A 19,574-nucleotide genomic window follows, 5' to 3' on the forward strand; every position below is an offset into this window, starting at 1 on the left:
AGTTAATTATTATGTATATTATTATCGCATTAGTTGCACTTGTTTTTCTGGTTCTCACGGGCGTGGTGGTTGCCAGACTTCAAAATGTGCTTAAAAGTGTAAACAAAACCGATTCTGCTGATGCAGCGCCATCTGGTAACAAGATAAACGGAGCTATGTTTATCGTTGTTCTGATCATTGGAGCTATTGCTATAACCTGGTCTTATCTTCACTCACGTGAGTATTTCCTTCCAGCAGCATCTTCCATCCATGGTAGAAGAGTTGATGATTTATTCTGGTTTTCAATGGGAATTCTTACAATTCCATTCATCATCGTAAACTTTTTGATTTTCTTTTTTTCATGGAAATATCAATATAAGAAAGATCATCGTGCTTCTTTCTATCCTGATAACCACAGATTAGAGCTTATCTGGACTATTGTTCCTGCAATTGTAATGGCTATGTTGGTTTTTACAGGTTGGAAAGCATGGTCGGACATTACCTCGGATGCACCGCGTGATGCAGAAGTAATTGAAATTACTGGTAAACAGTTTAACTGGATAGTGCGCTATGCAGGTGTAAGTGATAACAAGCTGGGTGATTACAACTACAAGTTAATTGATCCTCAAAATGAGGTTGGCATAGATTTGTCGGATGAAAACTCATTTGATGATTTTACAAACCCTAGTGAAATGCACATTCCTGTCAACCGCCCGGTGCTTCTGAAGATCAGAGCACGTGACGTACTGCACAGTGTGTTTATTCCTCATATGCGTGTTAAAATGGATGCTGTTCCAGGTTTGCCGACCAAATTCTGGTTTGTACCGGATAAAACAACAGCAGAAATGCGTTCTGAAACAAACAATCCAAATTTTGATTATGAAATTGCTTGTACCGAAGTTTGTGGACAAGGACATTTTTCAATGAAAATGCGATTGATTGTAGAAGATGAAGCTTCTTATAAAAAGTGGTGCTCGGAACAAGCTACATTCTTGCAAACTTATCCAGAATACCTTGCGAAAGTACCTGAAAGTCTGAAGGCTAAGGCAATGAAATATATTCCTGCTGAAGCTGCAGCACCTGCGGATAGTTCTTCAACAGGTGGCGCTGCTGGAAGCAGTACTAGTTTACGCTAATTTTAATAATTTAAATACATTAAAAGTATATGTCAGCTATAGAAGGATTGGAAACTGCTCATCATCATGATACTGAGCATGAACACCACCATGAGGCACCTAACTTTTGGCAGAAATATATATTTTCTGAAGATCATAAAGTTATAGCAAAACAGTATCTTATTACAGGAATCTTATGGGCTGTAATTGGTATTTCCATGTCAATTGTATTCCGTATTCAGCTAGGATTTCAGGATGCCAATTTATCATGGCTTAAACCAGTCCTGGGTGGGTGGATCAGTGATTCGGGCAAGTTAGACCCTAATTTTTATCTTGCGCTTGTAACAATGCACGGGACTATCATGGTATTTTTCGTGCTGACAGCAGGTTTGAGTGGTACTTTCAGTAATTTCCTGATTCCACTTCAGATTGGAGCAAGAGACATGGCATCAGGTTTCATGAACATGCTTTCTTACTGGTTTTTCTTCTTGGCCAGTGTAATCATGTTTGCTTCGCTATTTATACAAACCGGTCCTGCTGCTGGTGGATGGGTAATTTATCCTCCGTTAAGTGCGTTGCCGCAAGCACATCCAGGTTCCGGACTGGGAATGACTTTGTGGTTGGCAAGTATGGCATTCTTTATCGTTTCGCAACTACTAGGTGGTATCAATTACATTACTACGGTTATCAATTTGCGTACAAGAGGGATGTCCTTTGACAGACTTCCACTTACAATTTGGGCTTTTTTGATTACGGCTGTTCTAGGATTAATTTCTTTTCCGGTTCTTTTATCATCCGTACTGCTGTTAATATTTGACCGTCATTTTGGTACCAGTTTTTATTTGTCCGATATTTATATCAATGGAGAAGCACTTCCAAACGTTGGCGGTAGTCCCATTTTATTTCAGCATTTGTTCTGGTTCTTAGGCCATCCGGAAGTATATATCGTTTTGTTGCCAGGTTTAGGAATTACTTCCGAAATTATTGCCACAAATTCCCGCAAACCAATTTTCGGTTATCGTGCGATGATTGCTTCCATGTTGGGAATTGCATTTCTTGCATTTATTGTTTGGGCACACCACATGTTTGTAACTGGGATGAATCCGTTTTTGGGATCTGTGTTCATGTTCCTTACTTTAATCATTGCAGTTCCTTCAGCAGTTAAAGGTTTTAACTACATTACAACACTTTGGAGAGGTAATATTGTTTTTACACCTGGAATGCTGTTTTCTATTGGTCTTGTGTCACTTTTCGTTTCAGGAGGTTTGACAGGAATTATTTTAGGAAACAGTGCACTGGATATACAACTGCATGATACATATTTTGTTGTAGCGCACTTTCACCTTGTAATGGGGGCTGCTTCAGCTTTCGGTTTGTTTGCCGGAGTTTATCACTGGTTCCCTAAGATGTTTGGAAGAATGATGAACAATACATTGGGACAAATACATTTTTGGCTGACATTCGTTGGTATCTATCTGGTGTTTATTCCAATGCATTATGTAGGTATTGCCGGTTTCCCACGTCGTTATTATCAGTTTACAAGCTATGATTTCACAAACAAGTTCATGGATATGAACATGTTTATTTCAATAGCTGCCATATTCACGTTTGTTGCGCAGTTCATTTTCCTATGGAACTTCTTTTACAGCATTTTCAAAGGAAGAAAAGCACCGCAGAACCCATGGAGATCCAATACTCTTGAATGGACTGCCCCGGTTAATCCAGGTCATGGCAACTGGGAAGGCGAGCTTCCGGCAGTTTACCGCTGGTCATATGATTACAGCAAGCCGGGTGCCAAAGAAGATTTTATTCCACAAAATATACCTTATTCTCAAACACTGGAATCCAACTTCCCACATGAGAATGAATTGATTGCTACTGAAAAAGCAATTGAGTCACAAAATTTTAATGACCAGTTTAAAAACGCACATTGATTCCAAAGCCAATCGCCGATTCCGGCGATTGGCTTTAAATACTGTCATTACACTCTACTTTCTTATTATTGCAGGAGGAGTTGTAAGAAGTACAGGTGCAGGAATGGGATGTCCGGACTGGCCAAAGTGTTTTGGCAGATGGGTTCCTCCTACAGAAATCTCTCAATTGCCTGCCAATTATAAGGAAATATATGGTGCCGAGTTGAAGGGCGAAATCGAGTTTAATCCGGTTAAAACCTGGATTGAGTACGTTAACAGGCTTCTTGGTGCTTTTACCGGAATCATGATATTCCTTACTCTTTTGGCATCTATTCCCATATTGAAATCTGGAAACACCAAAATCTTTTTATTAAGCCTGTCCGCTTTTATTTTGGTCGGATTTCAAGGCTGGTTGGGAGCAAAGGTTGTTTCTTATGAATTATTGCCAATAGTTGTAACTTTACACATGCTTTTGGCAATTGTCATTGTATTTGTTCTTCTGTATTTATTTACCTGGGCATATTATGCCAGCAATCCTTTGAAGTTGAGCATTATTCATGACAGGAGTGTTAACAACTTAGGGTTGATTATACTAATTTTATCGCTTGCTCAAATCCTTTTGGGAACACAGGTTCGTGAGTTAATGGATGAAGTGATAATAAAACTGGGATATGATGCCCGGAATGAATGGATGGATTCTCTTGGATTTGAATTTTACATCCACAGATCATTTTCGTTAATAATCTTTGGAGTCAATATCTATTGGATCTGGCAAATTCTGAAATCAGAAAGCAAAAATTCAGTTGCCGGTAGGATTGCCACAGCTTGTTTGTGGATACTCATTACAGAAATTGGAACGGGCATATTAATGGCTTATTTTGGAGTTCCTCCATTTGCTCAGCCAATCCATTTGACACTTGCCATTTTGCTTATCGGATTGCAATTTGTAATCTGGCTTTTAACGAATGGAAGAAAGTACCTTGTTTATAAAGAGAATTTGGAAGTTAAGCATACTACAATTTAGTTAAAGTTAATCGAATGACATCAGCGGAAGGTAGCTTAGAAGGAGTTGGTAAGATTAAAGAAAAAATAGGTGTTTTGTTTGAGTTGTTGAAATTCAGATTGGCTGCACTTATTGCATTTTCCGGTGCTATGGGTTATAGTCTCGGAGCAAAAGAGGTGGAATTTTCCAAAATGGTTCTCTTCATCCTTGCTTCAATCGGAATTACAGGCTCAGCTAATATTATCAACCAGATTCTGGAAAAGGATCTGGATAAAATGATGAAAAGAACAGCTTCCAGGCCAATACCAAGTGGAAGGATTACAAAAGAACAGGCAGCGATTTGGGCGGTTATATTGGGAGTAACATCACTGTTTATATTTATATCAGTTTTCAATTTAAGTACCGGATTAATTTCCCTGCTTTCACTGGTGCTGTATGGCTTTGTTTATACACCACTTAAAAGAGTAGGGCCGGTTGCAGTATTTGTCGGAGCATTTCCGGGCGCATTTCCCCCAATGATTGGCTGGGTTGCAGCAACGAATCATTTCGGGCTTGAACCGGGTATTCTGTTCGCTATACAATTCTTCTGGCAGTTTCCACATTTTTGGGCCATTGCATGGGTTCTGGATGAAGATTACAAGAGAGCAGGTTTCAAGCTCTTGCCAGCAAACGGCCTGAAAGATCTGGATACGACCATGCAGATCATGATTTATACGCTGTTTCTGCTGCCTGTCGGTTGGTTGCCGTATAAACTGGGCATGACAGGAATCAATTCTGCTTTCATTGCAACAGTTTTTGGAGTTTTGTTTCTGGCCCAGACGTTTCATTTGATGAGAACTTGTACGGACAAGACTGCACGTCAGCTGATGTTTGGTTCGTTTATATATTTGCCGATTGTACAGATCGCATTTTTGTTAGATAAAATTTAATGTTGAAAGGAAAGTGAGAAATGGAAAGTATTAATTATAAAGTAGAAAAAGAGCCACAGGAAACATTGGCCATGGATCCAATGAAATTTATCCTCTGGCTGTTTCTGGTGAGCATTATTATGTTGTTTGCTTCGCAGACAAGTGCATATCTCGTAAGAAGGGCAGAAGGCAACTGGCTGGAATTTGAAATGCCACGTATTTTCTGGTATAGTACGATTGTACTGCTGATCAGTAGCATTGCCATGCAGTGGGCTTACTTCTCAGCAAAAAAAGATCAGTTCAAACAATTGAAAATAGCAATTTCTATTACATTTGTACTTGGTCTGGCATTTCTGTGGATGCAGTTTGAAGGATGGAAGCAACTGGTCGCCATGAACGTTTACTTTGTCGGCAATCCTTCTGGATCGTTTTTTTATGTATTTACAGGATTACACGGTTTTCATATTATTAGTGGTCTGATTGTACTGTTATTTTCATGGGCTGCAGCTTTTCGCTTGAAAGTGCATGCCAAGAATTTAAGACGCATTCAGATTTGTGCTACATACTGGCATTTTTTAGATATACTCTGGTTATACCTTTTTGTTTTTTTATTGACCTTTAATTAATATTTTTTTATCAATGGCTGCAAATGTAACAACACCAGGTGCAATAGAACCCAAAATGTGGATGGGGGGAATTGAGCCGATGAAAGCAAGTTACGGTAAACTGATGATGTGGTTTTTCCTTATCTCGGATACCTTTACTTTCTCCGCCTTATTGGTGGCATATGGCACAGCACGGTTTAGTTTTCCAGCATTTTCCGGAAAAGCGGAGGACTTTACTTTCTCAAACATGTACTGGCCGATACCTGAAAAAGTATATGAAGCCGTGCCGTTTCTTCATGGTGTTACGCTGCCGTTGGTGTTTGTTGGTATTATGACGTTTATTCTTATTGCCAGCAGCGTTACAATGGTTTTGGCAGTAGAAGCAGGACACAGAATGGATCGTGAAAGTGTAGAAAAGTATATGCTTTGGACCATACTTGGAGGATTTACATTCCTGGGGTGCCAGGCATGGGAATGGAGCCACTTTATTCATGGTACAGATACCGGAAGCGTAATGAAAGTACTTCAGGATGGTGTGTGGGTTAATAAAACTGTTTTTGGTGCAAATCTTACAGAAAACCAATACGGCCCTCCGGCATTTGCAGATTTCTTCTTCTTTATTACAGGTTTCCATGGTACGCACGTTTTTAGTGGAGTTATTCTGAATATTCTTATTTTCTTCCGTTCCGCAACCGGCTTTTATGATAAAAGAGGAAGTTATGAAATGGTTGAAAAAGTAGGTCTTTACTGGCACTTTGTAGATCTGGTTTGGGTATTTGTATTTACGTTCTTTTACCTGGTTTAAAATATTTAACAAGATTTATCCTAACTCAAAATGGCAGAAGTACATCATATTCATAATCAGGATCCCAATGCAGGCGCTGAACAGCGTAAAGCTATTTGGAAAACTTTCTGGATACTATTGATATTAACCGCAGTCGAATTCTTGATTGCATTTACAGTTCCTCACGGACTCCTGAAAGTCACCATATTTATTGTAATGACGATTGTAAAGGCATTTTACATCGTTGGAGAATTTATGCACTTGAAACATGAGACAAAATCATTGATATGGTCAATTCTGGTGCCTGTTATTTTTGTCGCATGGTTAATACTTGCACTTCTTCTGGAAGGTAATGCAATCTTTGATGCAGTATTCGATTAAGTAATAATATGAAGAATTTTCCCAAGGCCGGATTACTGATTTTAACATTAGTAACTCCGGCTTTGATTTTTGTGTTTCTGAAATTTTTTGGTACAAACCATTACGTACTTCCGTACTATAATCCGCAAATCAATTCAGAGGGTAAGGTTGTGGTTGAAAATGGAGATACGCTTTTCAGGAAGTCATCGGAAATCAGGTTAAAATCCTCAGAAATAAACCTCGTCGGCAAATTGACAGTTGTTAATTATTTGCCGGAAACTTGTAAAGATTCATGTTTGCTTATGCTTGCTCAGCTGCAAAGAATAAATAACCTTGCAGCAGAAACCTCGGGCCTTTCCATTATAACATTGACAGGGAGTTCTCTTGGAAAGAATCCGGATTATCCTGAGGAATTGGGAAAGCAGAACTGGGAAGTACAATTGGCAGATAAAGAGGAAGCAGCCAATGCATTTAGATTGCTGTTGGGACAGGAATCCGGCACAATAGAAAATAAATTGGTATTAATAGACAAGGAAGGTTTTACAAGGGGATTTTATAATGGAGCCGATCCGGAGGATGCAGATCGGCTGATGGCAGAAATTAAGATTTTACAGTACGAATACAAAAACAGTGCACACTGAAAATATGGCAACTTTGATTTTAGAAAAAAAACCAAAATACGAACGCATCATCAACATTCTGGCAATTGTAATTCCGGTTGCTGTTGCTATTTTGCTGGGTATCCGCCAGAAAATTGATCTGGGTACATGGACGAAAGTTTTACCGCATGTTATAGGCGTTATCAATACACTTACAGCCGTTTTACTGCTGGCCGGTTACTATTTTATCAAGCAAAGAAATCTGAATGCACACCGGCAAACAATGACCGCAGCATTTATTCTGGGCGCAGTTTTTCTGGTATGCTATATTTTATATCATATTTCAAATGATTCCACACCTTACGGAGGGCAGGGATTTATAAGGCCGGTATATTATTTTTTACTTATTTCACACATTGTATTGTCAGTAGTAGTCGTTTGGTTTGTGTTGAGAGCCGTTTATTTCGGATATACAAACCAATTAATTTTGCATAGAAAAGCAGTTAAATGGGCTTTGCCGATCTGGCTGTATGTAAGTATCAGTGGAGTTATTGTTTATCTGATGATCAGTCCTTATTACGTATGAAAAAAATATTGGTTATTACCGGTTTAATCATTTCATGCATTCTGACCAGTTCGAATGTATGGGCGCAATGCGCCATGTGCCGCGGTACAGTAGAAAGTTCAATGGGAAATGGTCGCAATAATGTAGGTGTCGGACTAAATACAGGAATTCTGTTTCTGTTTGTCATGCCTTATTTACTTGTAGCAGTTATTGGGTATTTATGGTACCGCAACAGCAGACGAAACATGCAGGAACGTCAGTTTGTAACTTCGCGCGTGAAGTCTGCATTCCAAAGCTGAGTTACTCACATTAATCTTTCTAAGAGCGAAGCCCACAGGGTTTCGCTTTTTTTATGTAAAATCAAATTAATAATTCCTGTTCAAAGCGTAGAAAAGTACATCCCGGACTTTAATCAGAAACCTGTATTATGCGATTTATACGTCTACTGCTGCTATTTATTATTTCAGTGCAACTGGATGCACAGACAGTTTCAACATCCAGGCCATGGACATATTGGTGGTGGATGGGAAATGCAGTTACTAAAAAAGATATTTCAGCTCAATTGGAATATTTTAAAAAAGCAGGAATTGGGGGTGTACACATCATTCCAATTTACGGAGCAAAGGGCTATGAATCCGGCTACATTCCTTTTCTAAGCCCCGAATGGATTGATGTAATGCAATATACCATTCAGGAAGGCAGCCGGATGGGAATTGGCGTAGACATGACAACGGGAACAGGCTGGCCATTCGGAGGACCAAATGTATCAATAGATCTGGCAGCAAAAAATATGAAGCCAGTAAATGGTAAGTTGGTTATCACGCCGACGCAACAAAAGGTAAAACGGGCCGCACCCGGCGGTGAAGGCTACGTGCTTGATCCTTTTCATTCTTCTGCTATGGCACAATACCTTTCAAGGTTTGATTCTGCATTTAGAACCGTAAAGTATTTGCCACGGTCCATGTACAATGATTCCTATGAAGCATATGGTGCCAACTGGACCGATGATTTTCCGGAAGAATTCAGAAAAAGAAGAGGGTACGAGATTGAAAAACAACAATCGCTTTTAATCGATTCAACAAATAACGAAGACGGAGTTCTTGTAAAAATAGATTATCATCAGACTTTGGCGGAGCTGCTGAGAGAAAGGTATGCTTTACCATGGACGCAGTGGAGCAAAGCGCATGGATTTCTGACGCGTTATCAGGCACACGGTTCTCCGGGCAATTTACTGGATCTTTATGAAACAGCAGATATTCCGGAAACCGAATCCTTTGGTACAAGCCGCTTTGCCATTCCCGGACTCCGCATTGATCCGGATTACAGTATTGATCAGTTTGGAACGCCAAACCCGCTTGCCATGAAGTTTGCTTCTTCAGCTGCCCATTTTTCAGGAAAAAAACTGGTGAGTTCCGAAACGGGAACTTGGCTTGCCAATCACTTCAAAGTTTCCCTGTCGCAGATTAAGCCGCAGATTGATGAGCTTTTTACAGCCGGAATCAATCACATTTTTTATCACGGAACAACTTATTCACCGGAGAACGAAGCGTATCCGGGCTGGCTTTTCTATGCTTCAACCAATTTCGGAAAGAACTCACATTTTGCTGAACACTTTCCTTTACTGAATGATTATGTACAGCGTACGCAGGAACGGCTTCAGAACAGTATTTCCGACAATGATATTCTGTTGTATTTCCCGATTCATGATCTTTGGGCAACGCCGGCCAAATCCGCCGGAAATGTGCATTTGCTTGAAGTGCATCATGTGGATCGCTGGCTTCTCGATTTGCCCTTCGGGCAACTTGCACAATGGCTCTGGAAAGAAGGCTTCACTTTCGATTACGTTTCCGATTTACAGCTCAGCAGATTGAAAGTTGATGAAAAAGGTAACCTTTTTACAGGAAAGACATCCTATAAGACGATTCTGATTCCGGCCGGCACCTTTATGCCCGAAGAGACACTGGCAGAGCTGAAAAGATTGTCAGCAGCGGGCGCCAGCATTATTTTTGATCAACATATTCCAGCCAAAGTAACCGGCTATCAGAACCATGAAAACAGGCAGAAAAGCTTTGCTGATGACCTTAGTCAGTTGGTGAAAAGCAATAAAATCACAGTTTCAGGTGATCTTACAAAAGACCTGACTGCAAGTGGCGCTATGCAGGAAGAGTTATCCAGAAAGGGACTTACGTTCATCCGGAAAAAAACCGCTGACGGAAAAACATTTTACTTTGTAGCCAATCTCGGAAGCACATTCAAAGAAGGCTGGATTGCAGTAAGTAAATCAGAAGTACTCTCAAAGTATGATCCATTGCGAGGTGAATCGTCATTGTCTTATCGAATCAGCAAAGACAAAAAGAAAGAAATATTCTTGTCTTTGCTTCCGGGCCAATCCTGCTTTTTACAGGAACCCGCAGGAAAGTCGGACACTTCGGTTGAAAATCGGAAATCAGAAGAATTTACAATAAAAGGAAACTGGGAACTGACGTTTCTGAAAGGCCGTCCAAATGTTCCTGCCGCTACGAAGTTGAATGAGATGAAATCATGGACAATGCTTCCGGATTCTGCAATTTATTTTTCAGGAACGGCATGCTATAAAATCACTTTTGATGTACCTCGGCAATTGCTTGGCAGCAAATCCGTATTACTTGATCTTGGCGACGTCAGAGAAGTGGCTACGGTTCGATTGAACGGGAAGTCTGTCGGAACGGCATGGAGCATTCCGTTTCAGCTTCCTTTGAGTAAAGACCTGAAAGAAAAAGGGAATATCCTGGAAATAGAAATAACCAATCTTTCAGCCAATTACATGCGCTTGCGCGATCAGCAGAAACCGGAATGGAAAAAGTTCAACGACATCAATATTGTTGATATAACCTATCAAAAATTTGACGCAGCAAAATGGGAACCCATGCCCTCGGGTTTGCTCGGACCGGTTAAACTGATTTATTACTGACCGGTTATTCCCAAAGCGGATAATGTTCAAGCTGTATCTGACGACCGAAAAAAATGTTTGTGGATTGCTCGAAAGACAGCGTGTAATCTGAAACATAAAACGCCCGTTTTCCTTCACCTTTTTCATTGACAAGATAATGCTGTTCAAGCCAGGCTCGCAATGAATTAGCAACGATTTCGGAAGTATCCAGTATTTCAACAAATTCACTGTAAAAATTACTGATCTGTTTTTTGATAAGCGGGTAATGCGTACAGCCCAGAATCAATGCTTCAATATCGGACAGAGATACATCTGAAAGATAACTTGCAATGATACTTTCACTGATGTTATTGTCAAAAAAACCTTCCTCGATCATAGGCGCAAGCAAAGGTGTTGCAAGGGATTTCAAATGAATGCTTTTTCCAATCGCGTCCACTTTCTTTTTGTAAACATTGGAAAGCACGGTCTGTTTGGTTCCGATCAGACCGATTGTTTTCCCTTCATAATGCTCTTTGATATAATCAACAACCGGATCAATTACATTCATGACTTTTGCCTTGCTTCCGACATATTCCCGGACAAGCTCGTAAGCTGCGGCCGAAGCTGAGTTGCATGCAATCAGGATCAGTTTACAATTTTGCTGTAAAAGCATATTGCATATTTTGATAGAATAAGCCTGAATGGCAGCAGTGGATTTATCCCCGTAAGGAAGATGCGCAGTATCGCCGAAGTAAATGGTATTTTCCTGAGGTAAAAGCCGGGTTACGGCGCTGGCGACAGTCATACCGCCAATACCGCTGTCAAAAATCCCGATAGGTGCTGATGAATCAAACATATTGAAATAAAAAAGGACTTTTCATGATTGTCAAATATATTGCTCAAAACTAAAAGAACGGGTTTAATAAAGTTTTTATATCTGAATAAATATAATCGGAAACGGGCAGCCAAAAAGCGGTAGTATCTAAGAGTCTATAAATGAATACCCTGCTCATTCGGAAAAAGAGATGTTTTAAAATAAAAAAATCTGTACTGAAAAAAAACGTAAAATTTTAATGCAGCATGCAACCTCGGGAATCGGAATAAGCATCTTGCTGTTGAAACCACCAAAATAAATGGGTCGACTTCTATCATTTTTCAGTAACGAAGCACAGCTTGTAAAGGCGCTCAGGAAAGACGATCCGAAAGCGCAGCGGCAAGTCTATGATAAATACAGCGCTCGCATGCTGGGTTTGTGCTTTCGTTATATATGCGATGATATGGCAGCCGAGGATGTAATGGTGGAAGGGTTTTTGAAGGTATTTGGTAAAATTGATCAGTATAGCGGCGAAGGGAGTTTTGAAGGATGGATCCGCAGGATTATGGTCAATGAAGCACTTGGTTATCTGAGAAGGCAAAAAAGGATACTTGAAGATACTTTATCCGAAGAGGCCGTTAACGTTCCGGATTACGCAAGTGCAGACCAGCAGCTGGAAGCGGAAGAACTGCTGAAACTGATTGAAGAGTTGCCGGTGGGTTACCGCACCGTTTTCAACCTGTACGCCATTGAAGGATATGCGCACATTGAAATAGCTCAGATGCTGGGGGTTACGGAAAGTACTTCCAAGTCACAGTTACACCGGGCAAGAGCGATGTTGCAGAAAATGGTTTCTGATTGGGATAATGATTTTAAAAAAAAAGTAGCATATGAAAAAGCATCCTGTTGATGATCTTTTTAAACAGAAGCTGTCGGAATGGGATAAAAAACCTTCTTCTTCGGCCTGGGAAAAGATTCAGAAGGAAAATAGAAACGATCGGAAAGTGATTATCTGGCCCTGGTATGCAGCTGCGAGTGTAATAATAACCTTGATTGCAGGATATGCAGTCTGGAAATACAATGGCCATGCAACGATACCGGATAAAAATACAAACAGGCTGGCAGTTACGGCCAGAAACATGCCTGCTGATGCGGTAGTCAGCCAAGTTGAACAAGACAGTTCTGATCATAAACTGGCTATTTCTGAAAAAAAGACAGAGATCAGAATAAGCAGAAAAGAGCCAAAGAGAATGCCGCATAAGGTTGATTTACCGCAAGAGTATCCAGGTGAAAAAGAAACTATTCTTGCCTTGAAAGAAGCGGAACCTGCCATTGTTGAACAGGAAATTGTTCGCGAAGAAATTACTGTAAACATAAAACCAGAAATCCAGCCTCTATCTGTTGAAGCTGTTGCAAGTCAACCGAAAACAAAAGAAAACGAGCCTTCAAGAACAATCGTAATAGCCGTTGAAGCCCAGAGTAATGAAGAAGACAAACCCAAGATTTCAAAGTTTTCACGTGTATTTCGCCAGCTGAAAAATGCGAGAGCCGGCGAACAGGTGAACTGGGAAGAAGTTGGTTTTAATCCTAAAAGTCTCGTTGCAAAAGTAGACGACCGCTTGCGCAACGGAGAAGAAAAATTGTCAGAAAAGTACCATCATCTTAAAGAAAAAACAAAATTGTAATCTGTATTGGCCATGAAAACGAAACGATATTTTACATTTATTCTAATCCTGTTTTTTATAAGCGTGAACGCCTATGCTGCAAACCGGCAAATGGACAGGCATTCTACGGAAAAGGACTCCATCATTGTCACATTCGGCGATAAAACACGTCTGATCATTTACGGAGAAAATAGAAAAGAGTTGGACAAAATCATGAAATATGATCTAAATGCCTTGCTGAGTGACCTGAAAATACGTCTGGATAGCACACAATCGGACACGACGTACTTGCGGGAAGAAGTTAATGGAAATAAATATCTGAAAGATAAAACAGACAACGATAAAGATTACGTACGGATTGGACTGCGGGGCATCCATATTAAAGACGGTGATACCGAAGTAACGATCAATGCAAAAGGCGTGGAAGTACATGATGATGGCAATTCCGTATCGACTGATTCGACTTACGAGCGAAAAGGAAAACGATTCTATAAAAAGAACTGGAATTCCAGTCCGCGTAAAGGTTTCAACATTGCCTTAGGCCTGAATACCTATGGAACAAATGAAACAACGACGGGTTACACAAAATCGGATTATGACCTGCGGCCATTCGGATCACGTTTTGTAAGCCTGGGTTATATTGCAAGTACAACCGTTATCCGTGGTAAAAATGCCAGATTACATCTTGATTTCGGAGTAGATTTTTCATGGTACAACCTGATGTTTGACGGCAACAACACCATTACAAAAGATGCTTCACGAGTATATTTTCCGTTGATCACCGATGATGAAGGAAATGAAATCAACATGAAAAAGAGCAAACTGACTGTTCCTTACGTCAATCTTTCCATTATGCCGACGCTGAGTTTTTCAAGGTCTTTTGTTTCTTACATCAGTGCAGGTGTTTATGGAGGTTATCGTTTGGGAAGTTATACCAAACTGCGACAGGAAGGAAGCAAAGATGTTGATCATGTTCGACAGAATTTCCATATAGAGGATTTGAGGTATGGATTGGGCGCTGAAATTGGTTTGAGGAATTTCCCGGATTTATTTGTGACTTATGATCTGAACAAGCTTTATGAGGAGAGCAAAGGCCCTTCAGTCAGAATGCTGAGCTTTGGAGTAAGGTTATTTTAAAAATAAAATAGTGCTTATAATGGCTGCAAACGGCATTTTTTGTTTGAGCCACTAATTTTATTTATTTTTTTTTCAAAAAGAATTTGAGAATTTAAGAAAAGGGTATAATTTTGCGACTCCAAAAGTGAAACAAGCGGTTTTCACGGTTGTGTTGAAATGTTGTCTGGGGGTGTACCAGAGTGGCCAAATGGGGCAGACTGTAAATCTGCTGGTGTATGCCTACGGTGGTTCGAATCCATCCGCCCCCACTGCCTATATGAAGTTGCTCCTGTTGATTACCAGTTCAGGAGAAGGCAAAACAAATGCGGAAGTAGCTCAGCTGGTAGAGCGATAGCCTTCCAAGCTATAGGTCGCGAGTTCGAACCTCGTCTTCCGCTCATATAGAAACACCATCGAAGCGATTAGCGAAAACATTCAATTGAAACTTTTTCGCTAATCGCTTTTTGGTTATAGTTTAATTTTGCCGTTGTAGCTCAGGGGTAGAGCACTTCCTTGGTAAGGAAGAGGTCGGGGGTTCAAATCCCCCCAATGGCTCAGAAAGGAGCATTTTTCTGATTGAAAATATCGGATTAAAAAAAGGTACGGTTTAAACCCGTTAAATGCCCCGGAGATTTTGGTTCTATGTATTTGGTGGTTGATTTGAAGCGCTTGGTATAATAAAGCTGAACAGAATCAATAATTAGTGTTTAATAAATTCGTAATAACTTTTAATTTTAAGCGTACTTAAGTCATGGCAAAAGAGACGTTTGACCGCTCGAAACCCCACGTAAATATCGGTACTATCGGGCACGTTGACCACGGTAAAACTACCCTTACAGCTGCTATCACAACTGTGTTGGCGAAAAAGGGTTTAGCAGTACTTCGTGATTTCTCATCAATTGATAATGCACCTGAAGAGAAAGAACGTGGTATTACAATTAACACATCCCACGTTGAGTACGCGACAGCAAACCGTCACTATGCTCACGTTGACTGTCCAGGTCACGCGGATTATGTAAAGAACATGGTAACTGGTGCTGCTCAGATGGACGGTGCTATCATCGTAGTTGCTGCGACAGATGGTCCAATGCCACAAACTCGTGAGCACATCCTTTTGGCTCGTCAGGTAGGTGTTCCTCAGCTTGTTGTATTCATGAATAAAGTGGATATGGTTGATGATCCTGAACTTCTTGAACTTGTTGAAATGGAAATTCGCGAGCTTTTGAGTTTCTATGATTACGATGGTGACAACATTCCAGTTATTCAGGGTTCTGCTCTGGGTGGACTGAATGGCGAAGAAAAATGGGTTAAAACGATAGAAGATTTGATGGATGCTGTTGACAGCTACATTCCAATTCCTCCACGTATGACAGATCTTCCTTTCCTTATGCCTGTAGAAGACGTATTCTCGATCACTGGTCGCGGTACTGTTGCAACTGGCCGTATTGAAAGAGGTGTTATTAACTCTGGTGATGCAGTTGATATTCTTGGTATGGGTGCAGAAGGTCTTAAATCTACCGTTACTGGTGTTGAGATGTTCCGCAAAATCCTTGACCGTGGAGAAGCTGGTGATAACGTAGGTCTTTTGCTTCGTGGTATCAACAAAGAAGATATCCGTCGTGGAATGGTAATTTGCAAGCCAGGTTCCGTTAAGCCACATGCTGCATTCAAAGGTGAGGTTTATGTTCTTTCAAAAGAAGAAGGTGGACGTCATACTCCATTCTTTAACAAATACCGCCCTCAGTTTTATTTCCGTACTACGGACGTAACTGGCGAAATTTCACTTCCTGCAGGTGTTGAAATGGTAATGCCAGGTGATAACATCACAATTGATGTGAAATTGATCAACAAGATTGCTATGGAAAAAGGTCTTCGTTTTGCGATTCGTGAAGGTGGACGTACCGTAGGTGCTGGTCAAGTAACTGAAATTCTAGATTAATTGCAATAAGAATATTAAACAAGTGCATTTCTTTAGAAATGCACTTGTTTTTTGTAAATATATTGTATCTTTGCAGCCCGAAACTTAGGGTTGTGTCAAACACGGGTGTAGTTCAAGGGTAGAATAGCGGTCTCCAAAACCGTTGATGGGAGTTCGAATCTCTCCACCCGTGCATATTTAAAAAGGAAAATGGAAAAATTTACTTCTTTTTTGAAAGCGTCTTGGGAAGAAATAACCCAGCATGTTACATGGCCTCCTTTTAACGAGCTTCAGGCTAATACAACTTTGGTGCTTGTGGGATCTCTTATTTTTGCCTTTGTGGTAGGTGTAATGGATTTCGTATTTGAAAATGCACTGAAGCTGTTTTACCAGTCTTTCTAAGGCTATTTATTGTAGCGGCAACCCCATAATAATATGAATAGTCTAAATTGGTTTGTATTGAGAGCAGTGTCTGGACAAGAGAAAAAAATCAAGTCCTACATTGAAAATGAAATAACACGGCAAAAGCTTAATGAATTTGTTCCGCAGATTCTGATTCCGTCTGAGAAGATATATGAAATGCGTAACGGAAAAAAGCGTGTTAGGGAAAAAAATTTCTTTCCAGGATACATAATCATTTCGGCGGATTTATCAAAAGGTGAAGTACTTCATATTATAACCAGCATTCCGGGTGTAATTGGCTTCTTGGGCAATGCAGAAGGCACTTCAAAAGTTCCGGTTCCACTCCGTCAGTCTGAAATTAACAGAATTTTAGGTAAAGTAGATGAAGCTGAGCAACATGAAGAAGCTCCAAGTATGTCATTTATAAAAGGGGAAACAGTAAAGGTTGTGGACGGGCCGTTCAGTGGATTTATCGGTCTGGTTGAAGAAGTATTTGATGAAAAGAAAAAACTCAATGTAGTTGTAAAAATATTCGGGCGTAATACACCCGTGGAACTCAGTTACGCACAAGTAGAAAAGGATAGTTGAAAAATTAGCGGGCAGGTAAGCTTCCACTTGCATGTGAGCCGTTAAAAGATCAATGAACCGACAAATTTTACAAAACAATGGCAAAAGAAATAGGTGGATACGTCAAACTTCAGGTAAAGGGTGGTCAAGCCAATCCTTCACCTCCGATTGGTCCTGCACTGGGATCTAAGGGTTTGAATATCATGGAGTTTTGCAAGCAATTCAATGGCCGTACCCAGGATAAAATGGGTGTGGTATTGCCGGTAGTTATTACATACTACAAGGATAAGTCTTTTGACTTTGTCATTAAGACTCCCCCGGCCGCTATTTTGCTTCTGGAAGCATCAAAAGTAAAAACAGGTTCGGCTCAGCCAAACCGTTTGAAAGTAGGTTCGGTATCATGGGATCAGGTTCGTACAATTGCTGAGACTAAAATGCCGGATTTAAACTGCTTTACAATTGATTCTGCAATGAAGATGATAGCGGGAACGGCTCGTAGTATGGGCATTACTGTAGCAGGCAAAGCCCCGTGGGAAGAAAACAACTGAGCGTAGATTGAATTAATACGCCAAAGAAAAAAAGAACATGGGAAAACTGACTAAAAAGCAAAAAGAAGCTCTTTCGAAATTCGATGCAAACCAAGCTTACTCTCTTGAGCAGGCAGCAGACGTTCTTAAGACGATTTCCTATACTAAATTTGATTCCTCTGTAGATATCGATGTCCGTTTGGGCGTTGATCCTCGTAAAGCTGATCAAATGGTACGCGGCGTGGTAACATTGCCGCACGGAACCGGAAAAGAAGTTCGTGTATTGGTTTTGTGTACTCCCGATAAGGAGGCAGAAGCGAAAGAAGCAGGCGCAGATTATGTTGGTCTTGACGAGTATATCCAAAAGATAGAACAAGGTTGGACAGACATCGACGTAATCATTACTATGCCTAGTGTAATGGCAAAAGTAGGACGGTTGGGTAAGGTTCTGGGTCCTCGCGGACTTATGCCAAACCCTAAATCAGGAACTGTAACTCCGGATGTAGCGAAAGCTGTTAAAGAAGTAAAAGCAGGTAAAATTGATTTCAAAGTTGATAAAACAGGAATCATTCATACAAGTGTAGGCAAAGTTTCCTTTGGAAATGATCAGCTTGTACAAAACGCTCAGGAAGTTATCAATACCTTGGTTCGCCTTAAACCATCTTCGGCAAAAGGAACTTATGTAAAAAGCATTCACTTGTCTAGTACGATGAGCCCGGGTGTTACTATTGATAAAAACACGATTCCAGGATTATAATATGACACGGGAAGAGAAAGCAGTAATTATAGACGAATTAAGTCAAAAATTCGCTAGCACTCCATACTTCTATATAACGAACGCAAGCGGCATGTCTGTTGGCGAAGTTAATGCACTAAGAAGCCTTTGCTTTGAACGCGGAATTGAGTATCGTGTTGTTAAGAATACATTGATTAAGAAAGCACTTGAAACATTAGATACGGATTATTCTTCGTTTGACGAAGTTCTGAAAGGATTTTCCGGAGTTATGTTTCACCCGGAGTCAGGTAAAGTTCCTGCACAATTGATCAAAGAATTCAAGAAGAAATCAGGTAGCGACAAACTTAAGTTCAAAGGAGCTTCTGTTGATTCATCCGTTTTCGTTGGTGAAAACCAGCTTGACATTCTGATCTCTCTGAAATCTAAACAAGAAATGATCGGAGAGGTTATCGGATTGCTGCAATCTCCTGCCAAAAATGTTATTTCTGCTCTTTCTAGCGGAGGAAACAAGTTGGCCGGTATTCTCAAAACTTTATCTGAGAAAGAAGACTAATATAAAAAGCCAGGCTGAGCTCTCCGGGTTAATGTAAATCAGAGCTTTTAAAACATCTTATTGTATAATCAAAAAATCAAAATAAAAATGGCAGATTTGAAAGCTTTCGCAGAACAGCTTGTTAACCTTACGGTTAAAGAAGTGAACGAATTGGCTGCAATTCTTAAAGATGAGTACGGTATTGAGCCTGCAGCTGCTGGTGCAGTTATGGTAGCAGGTCCTGCTGCTGGCGGTGGTTCAGATGCTCCTGCAGCTGAAGAAAAAACATCTTTTGATGTAATTCTTAAAGCAGCCGGTGCAAGTAAACTTGCTGTTGTTAAATTAGTAAAAGACCTTACCGGACTTGGACTGAAAGAAGCGAAAGAATTAGTTGATGGTGCTCCAAAACCTGTAAAAGAAGGAGTTGCGAAAGACGAAGCTGAAGCTTTGAAAAAACAACTTGAAGAAGCAGGTGCAGAAGTTGAAGTGAAATAATTTGCTTACAACATCAACCTATAACTTTTAAGGAATCAGGCCTGATTTTCATCAGGTCTTTTTC

Annotated in this window: 22 protein-coding genes and 4 tRNA genes; 25 read left to right on the forward strand and 1 reads right to left on the reverse strand. The window is 40.3% G+C overall.

The annotated features are described in order from the left end of the window. Nucleotides 1-11: 11 nt before the first annotated feature. From FEM33_RS00535 to FEM33_RS00585, 11 genes are all read left to right on the forward strand, one after another. Nucleotides 12-1,115: a cytochrome c oxidase subunit II gene (locus tag FEM33_RS00535; protein WP_139010175.1), complete on the forward strand. Its 1,104-nt coding sequence runs from the start codon at nt 12-14 to the stop codon at nt 1,113-1,115. Between the two features lie 29 nt (nt 1,116-1,144). Continuing rightward, a complete protein-coding gene (locus FEM33_RS00540) occupies nt 1,145-3,028 on the forward strand; it encodes a cytochrome c oxidase subunit I (protein ID WP_139010176.1) in 1,884 nt (627 codons plus the stop codon). Next, the gene (locus tag FEM33_RS00545) at nt 3,003-4,031 is read left to right on the forward strand and encodes a COX15/CtaA family protein (RefSeq protein WP_139010177.1); all 1,029 of its coding nucleotides are present in this window, start codon (nt 3,003-3,005) and stop codon (nt 4,029-4,031) included. The genes FEM33_RS00540 and FEM33_RS00545 overlap by 26 nt, the downstream gene beginning before the upstream one ends. A gap of 14 nt (nt 4,032-4,045) precedes the next feature. Then, nucleotides 4,046-4,939, forward strand: a complete 894-nt coding sequence (cyoE, locus tag FEM33_RS00550; protein ID WP_229214011.1) for a heme o synthase — start codon at nt 4,046-4,048, stop codon at nt 4,937-4,939. A 20-nt stretch (nt 4,940-4,959) separates the two neighbouring features. After that, nucleotides 4,960-5,544 carry a cytochrome c oxidase subunit 3 gene (locus tag FEM33_RS00555; protein ID WP_139010178.1) on the forward strand — a complete coding sequence of 195 codons (585 nt, stop codon included), beginning with the start codon at nt 4,960-4,962 and terminating at the stop codon, nt 5,542-5,544. 13 nt (nt 5,545-5,557) lie between these two features. Continuing rightward, entirely contained in the window at nt 5,558-6,328 is a 771-nt protein-coding gene (locus FEM33_RS00560; RefSeq protein ID WP_139010179.1) for a cytochrome c oxidase subunit 3, read from the forward strand. A 30-nt stretch (nt 6,329-6,358) separates the two neighbouring features. Further along, nucleotides 6,359-6,688: a cytochrome C oxidase subunit IV family protein gene (locus FEM33_RS00565; RefSeq protein WP_139010180.1), complete on the forward strand. Its 330-nt coding sequence runs from the start codon at nt 6,359-6,361 to the stop codon at nt 6,686-6,688. Between the two features lie 281 nt (nt 6,689-6,969). Then, complete coding sequence (locus FEM33_RS00570; protein WP_139010181.1) at nt 6,970-7,308, forward strand: hypothetical protein; 339 nt, start codon at nt 6,970-6,972, stop codon at nt 7,306-7,308. A 4-nt stretch (nt 7,309-7,312) separates the two neighbouring features. Further along, nucleotides 7,313-7,852 (forward strand): DUF420 domain-containing protein, encoded by a 540-nt coding sequence (locus FEM33_RS00575; protein ID WP_139010182.1) that lies wholly within the window; start codon nt 7,313-7,315, stop codon nt 7,850-7,852. Further along, nucleotides 7,849-8,130 (forward strand): CAMCR motif-containing small membrane protein, encoded by a 282-nt coding sequence (locus tag FEM33_RS00580; protein ID WP_139010183.1) that lies wholly within the window; start codon nt 7,849-7,851, stop codon nt 8,128-8,130. The genes FEM33_RS00575 and FEM33_RS00580 overlap by 4 nt, the downstream gene beginning before the upstream one ends. A gap of 128 nt (nt 8,131-8,258) precedes the next feature. Continuing rightward, nucleotides 8,259-10,781: a glycosyl hydrolase gene (locus FEM33_RS00585; protein ID WP_139010184.1), complete on the forward strand. Its 2,523-nt coding sequence runs from the start codon at nt 8,259-8,261 to the stop codon at nt 10,779-10,781. Between the two features lie 4 nt (nt 10,782-10,785). On the opposite strand, the gene murI is transcribed toward FEM33_RS00585, so the two are convergent. Continuing rightward, nucleotides 10,786-11,595, reverse strand: a complete 810-nt coding sequence (gene murI, locus FEM33_RS00590) for a glutamate racemase (RefSeq protein ID WP_139010185.1) — start codon at nt 11,593-11,595, stop codon at nt 10,786-10,788. Between the two features lie 277 nt (nt 11,596-11,872). Between murI and FEM33_RS00595 the strand changes: the two genes are divergently transcribed. The 14 genes from FEM33_RS00595 to rplL all read left to right on the forward strand — a co-directional run bounded on the left by FEM33_RS00595 (nt 11,873) and on the right by rplL (nt 19,510). After that, a complete protein-coding gene (locus FEM33_RS00595) occupies nt 11,873-12,463 on the forward strand; it encodes an RNA polymerase sigma factor (protein ID WP_139010186.1) in 591 nt (196 codons plus the stop codon). 139 nt (nt 12,464-12,602) lie between these two features. After that, entirely contained in the window at nt 12,603-13,238 is a 636-nt protein-coding gene (locus FEM33_RS00600) for a hypothetical protein (protein WP_139010187.1), read from the forward strand. A 12-nt stretch (nt 13,239-13,250) separates the two neighbouring features. Continuing rightward, nucleotides 13,251-14,354, forward strand: a complete 1,104-nt coding sequence (locus FEM33_RS00605; RefSeq protein ID WP_139010188.1) for an outer membrane beta-barrel protein — start codon at nt 13,251-13,253, stop codon at nt 14,352-14,354. Nucleotides 14,355-14,519: 165 nt separating this feature from the next. Then, nucleotides 14,520-14,602, forward strand: a tRNA-Tyr gene (locus FEM33_RS00610). A 56-nt stretch (nt 14,603-14,658) separates the two neighbouring features. Beyond that, nucleotides 14,659-14,731, forward strand: a tRNA-Gly gene (locus FEM33_RS00615). An 85-nt stretch (nt 14,732-14,816) separates the two neighbouring features. Next, nucleotides 14,817-14,888, forward strand: a tRNA-Thr gene (locus tag FEM33_RS00620). A 196-nt stretch (nt 14,889-15,084) separates the two neighbouring features. After that, nucleotides 15,085-16,272, forward strand: a complete 1,188-nt coding sequence (tuf, locus tag FEM33_RS00625; protein ID WP_139010189.1) for an elongation factor Tu — start codon at nt 15,085-15,087, stop codon at nt 16,270-16,272. Between the two features lie 101 nt (nt 16,273-16,373). Then, a tRNA-Trp gene (locus FEM33_RS00630) sits at nt 16,374-16,444 on the forward strand. Nucleotides 16,445-16,461: 17 nt separating this feature from the next. Next, entirely contained in the window at nt 16,462-16,653 is a 192-nt protein-coding gene (gene secE / locus FEM33_RS00635) for a preprotein translocase subunit SecE (RefSeq protein ID WP_031528323.1), read from the forward strand. A gap of 33 nt (nt 16,654-16,686) precedes the next feature. Further along, entirely contained in the window at nt 16,687-17,241 is a 555-nt protein-coding gene (gene nusG, locus FEM33_RS00640) for a transcription termination/antitermination protein NusG (RefSeq protein ID WP_139010190.1), read from the forward strand. Between the two features lie 77 nt (nt 17,242-17,318). Beyond that, nucleotides 17,319-17,768 (forward strand): 50S ribosomal protein L11, encoded by a 450-nt coding sequence (gene rplK, locus FEM33_RS00645; RefSeq protein ID WP_026631777.1) that lies wholly within the window; start codon nt 17,319-17,321, stop codon nt 17,766-17,768. Between the two features lie 37 nt (nt 17,769-17,805). Further along, entirely contained in the window at nt 17,806-18,504 is a 699-nt protein-coding gene (gene rplA, locus FEM33_RS00650) for a 50S ribosomal protein L1 (protein ID WP_139010191.1), read from the forward strand. 1 nt (nt 18,505) lies between these two features. After that, on the forward strand, nt 18,506-19,036 hold the full coding sequence (gene rplJ / locus FEM33_RS00655; RefSeq protein ID WP_139010192.1) for a 50S ribosomal protein L10: 531 nt from the start codon (nt 18,506-18,508) through the stop codon (nt 19,034-19,036). Between the two features lie 87 nt (nt 19,037-19,123). Then, nucleotides 19,124-19,510, forward strand: coding sequence for a 50S ribosomal protein L7/L12 (gene rplL, locus FEM33_RS00660; protein WP_138283194.1), 387 nt, complete (start codon nt 19,124-19,126; stop codon nt 19,508-19,510). Nucleotides 19,511-19,574 lie beyond the last annotated feature (64 nt).

This window comes from Dyadobacter flavalbus, from assembly GCF_006149045.1.
Classification (GTDB): Bacteria; Bacteroidota; Bacteroidia; order Cytophagales; family Spirosomataceae; genus Dyadobacter; species Dyadobacter flavalbus.

What these genes read in the sequence shown, in the direction of transcription:
- FEM33_RS00585 (WP_139010184.1), top strand. Translation starts at nt 8,259, where the DNA reads ATGCGATTTATACGTCTACTGCTGCTATTTATTATTTCAGTGCAACTG.
- FEM33_RS00580 (WP_139010183.1), top strand. Translation starts at nt 7,849, where the DNA reads ATGAAAAAAATATTGGTTATTACCGGTTTAATCATTTCATGCATTCTG.
- cyoE (WP_229214011.1), top strand. Translation starts at nt 4,046, where the DNA reads ATGACATCAGCGGAAGGTAGCTTAGAAGGAGTTGGTAAGATTAAAGAA.
- tuf (WP_139010189.1), top strand. Translation starts at nt 15,085, where the DNA reads ATGGCAAAAGAGACGTTTGACCGCTCGAAACCCCACGTAAATATCGGT.
- FEM33_RS00605 (WP_139010188.1), top strand. Translation starts at nt 13,251, where the DNA reads ATGAAAACGAAACGATATTTTACATTTATTCTAATCCTGTTTTTTATA.
- rplK (WP_026631777.1), top strand. Translation starts at nt 17,319, where the DNA reads ATGGCAAAAGAAATAGGTGGATACGTCAAACTTCAGGTAAAGGGTGGT.
- nusG (WP_139010190.1), top strand. Translation starts at nt 16,687, where the DNA reads ATGAATAGTCTAAATTGGTTTGTATTGAGAGCAGTGTCTGGACAAGAG.
- FEM33_RS00535 (WP_139010175.1), top strand. Translation starts at nt 12, where the DNA reads ATGTATATTATTATCGCATTAGTTGCACTTGTTTTTCTGGTTCTCACG.
- FEM33_RS00575 (WP_139010182.1), top strand. Translation starts at nt 7,313, where the DNA reads ATGGCAACTTTGATTTTAGAAAAAAAACCAAAATACGAACGCATCATC.
- rplJ (WP_139010192.1), top strand. Translation starts at nt 18,506, where the DNA reads ATGACACGGGAAGAGAAAGCAGTAATTATAGACGAATTAAGTCAAAAA.
- FEM33_RS00560 (WP_139010179.1), top strand. Translation starts at nt 5,558, where the DNA reads ATGGCTGCAAATGTAACAACACCAGGTGCAATAGAACCCAAAATGTGG.
- rplL (WP_138283194.1), top strand. Translation starts at nt 19,124, where the DNA reads ATGGCAGATTTGAAAGCTTTCGCAGAACAGCTTGTTAACCTTACGGTT.
- FEM33_RS00595 (WP_139010186.1), top strand. Translation starts at nt 11,873, where the DNA reads ATGGGTCGACTTCTATCATTTTTCAGTAACGAAGCACAGCTTGTAAAG.
- rplA (WP_139010191.1), top strand. Translation starts at nt 17,806, where the DNA reads ATGGGAAAACTGACTAAAAAGCAAAAAGAAGCTCTTTCGAAATTCGAT.
- FEM33_RS00565 (WP_139010180.1), top strand. Translation starts at nt 6,359, where the DNA reads ATGGCAGAAGTACATCATATTCATAATCAGGATCCCAATGCAGGCGCT.
- FEM33_RS00555 (WP_139010178.1), top strand. Translation starts at nt 4,960, where the DNA reads ATGGAAAGTATTAATTATAAAGTAGAAAAAGAGCCACAGGAAACATTG.
- murI (WP_139010185.1), bottom strand. Translation starts at nt 11,595, where the DNA reads ATGTTTGATTCATCAGCACCTATCGGGATTTTTGACAGCGGTATTGGC.
- FEM33_RS00570 (WP_139010181.1), top strand. Translation starts at nt 6,970, where the DNA reads ATGCTTGCTCAGCTGCAAAGAATAAATAACCTTGCAGCAGAAACCTCG.
- secE (WP_031528323.1), top strand. Translation starts at nt 16,462, where the DNA reads ATGGAAAAATTTACTTCTTTTTTGAAAGCGTCTTGGGAAGAAATAACC.
- FEM33_RS00540 (WP_139010176.1), top strand. Translation starts at nt 1,145, where the DNA reads ATGTCAGCTATAGAAGGATTGGAAACTGCTCATCATCATGATACTGAG.
- FEM33_RS00545 (WP_139010177.1), top strand. Translation starts at nt 3,003, where the DNA reads ATGACCAGTTTAAAAACGCACATTGATTCCAAAGCCAATCGCCGATTC.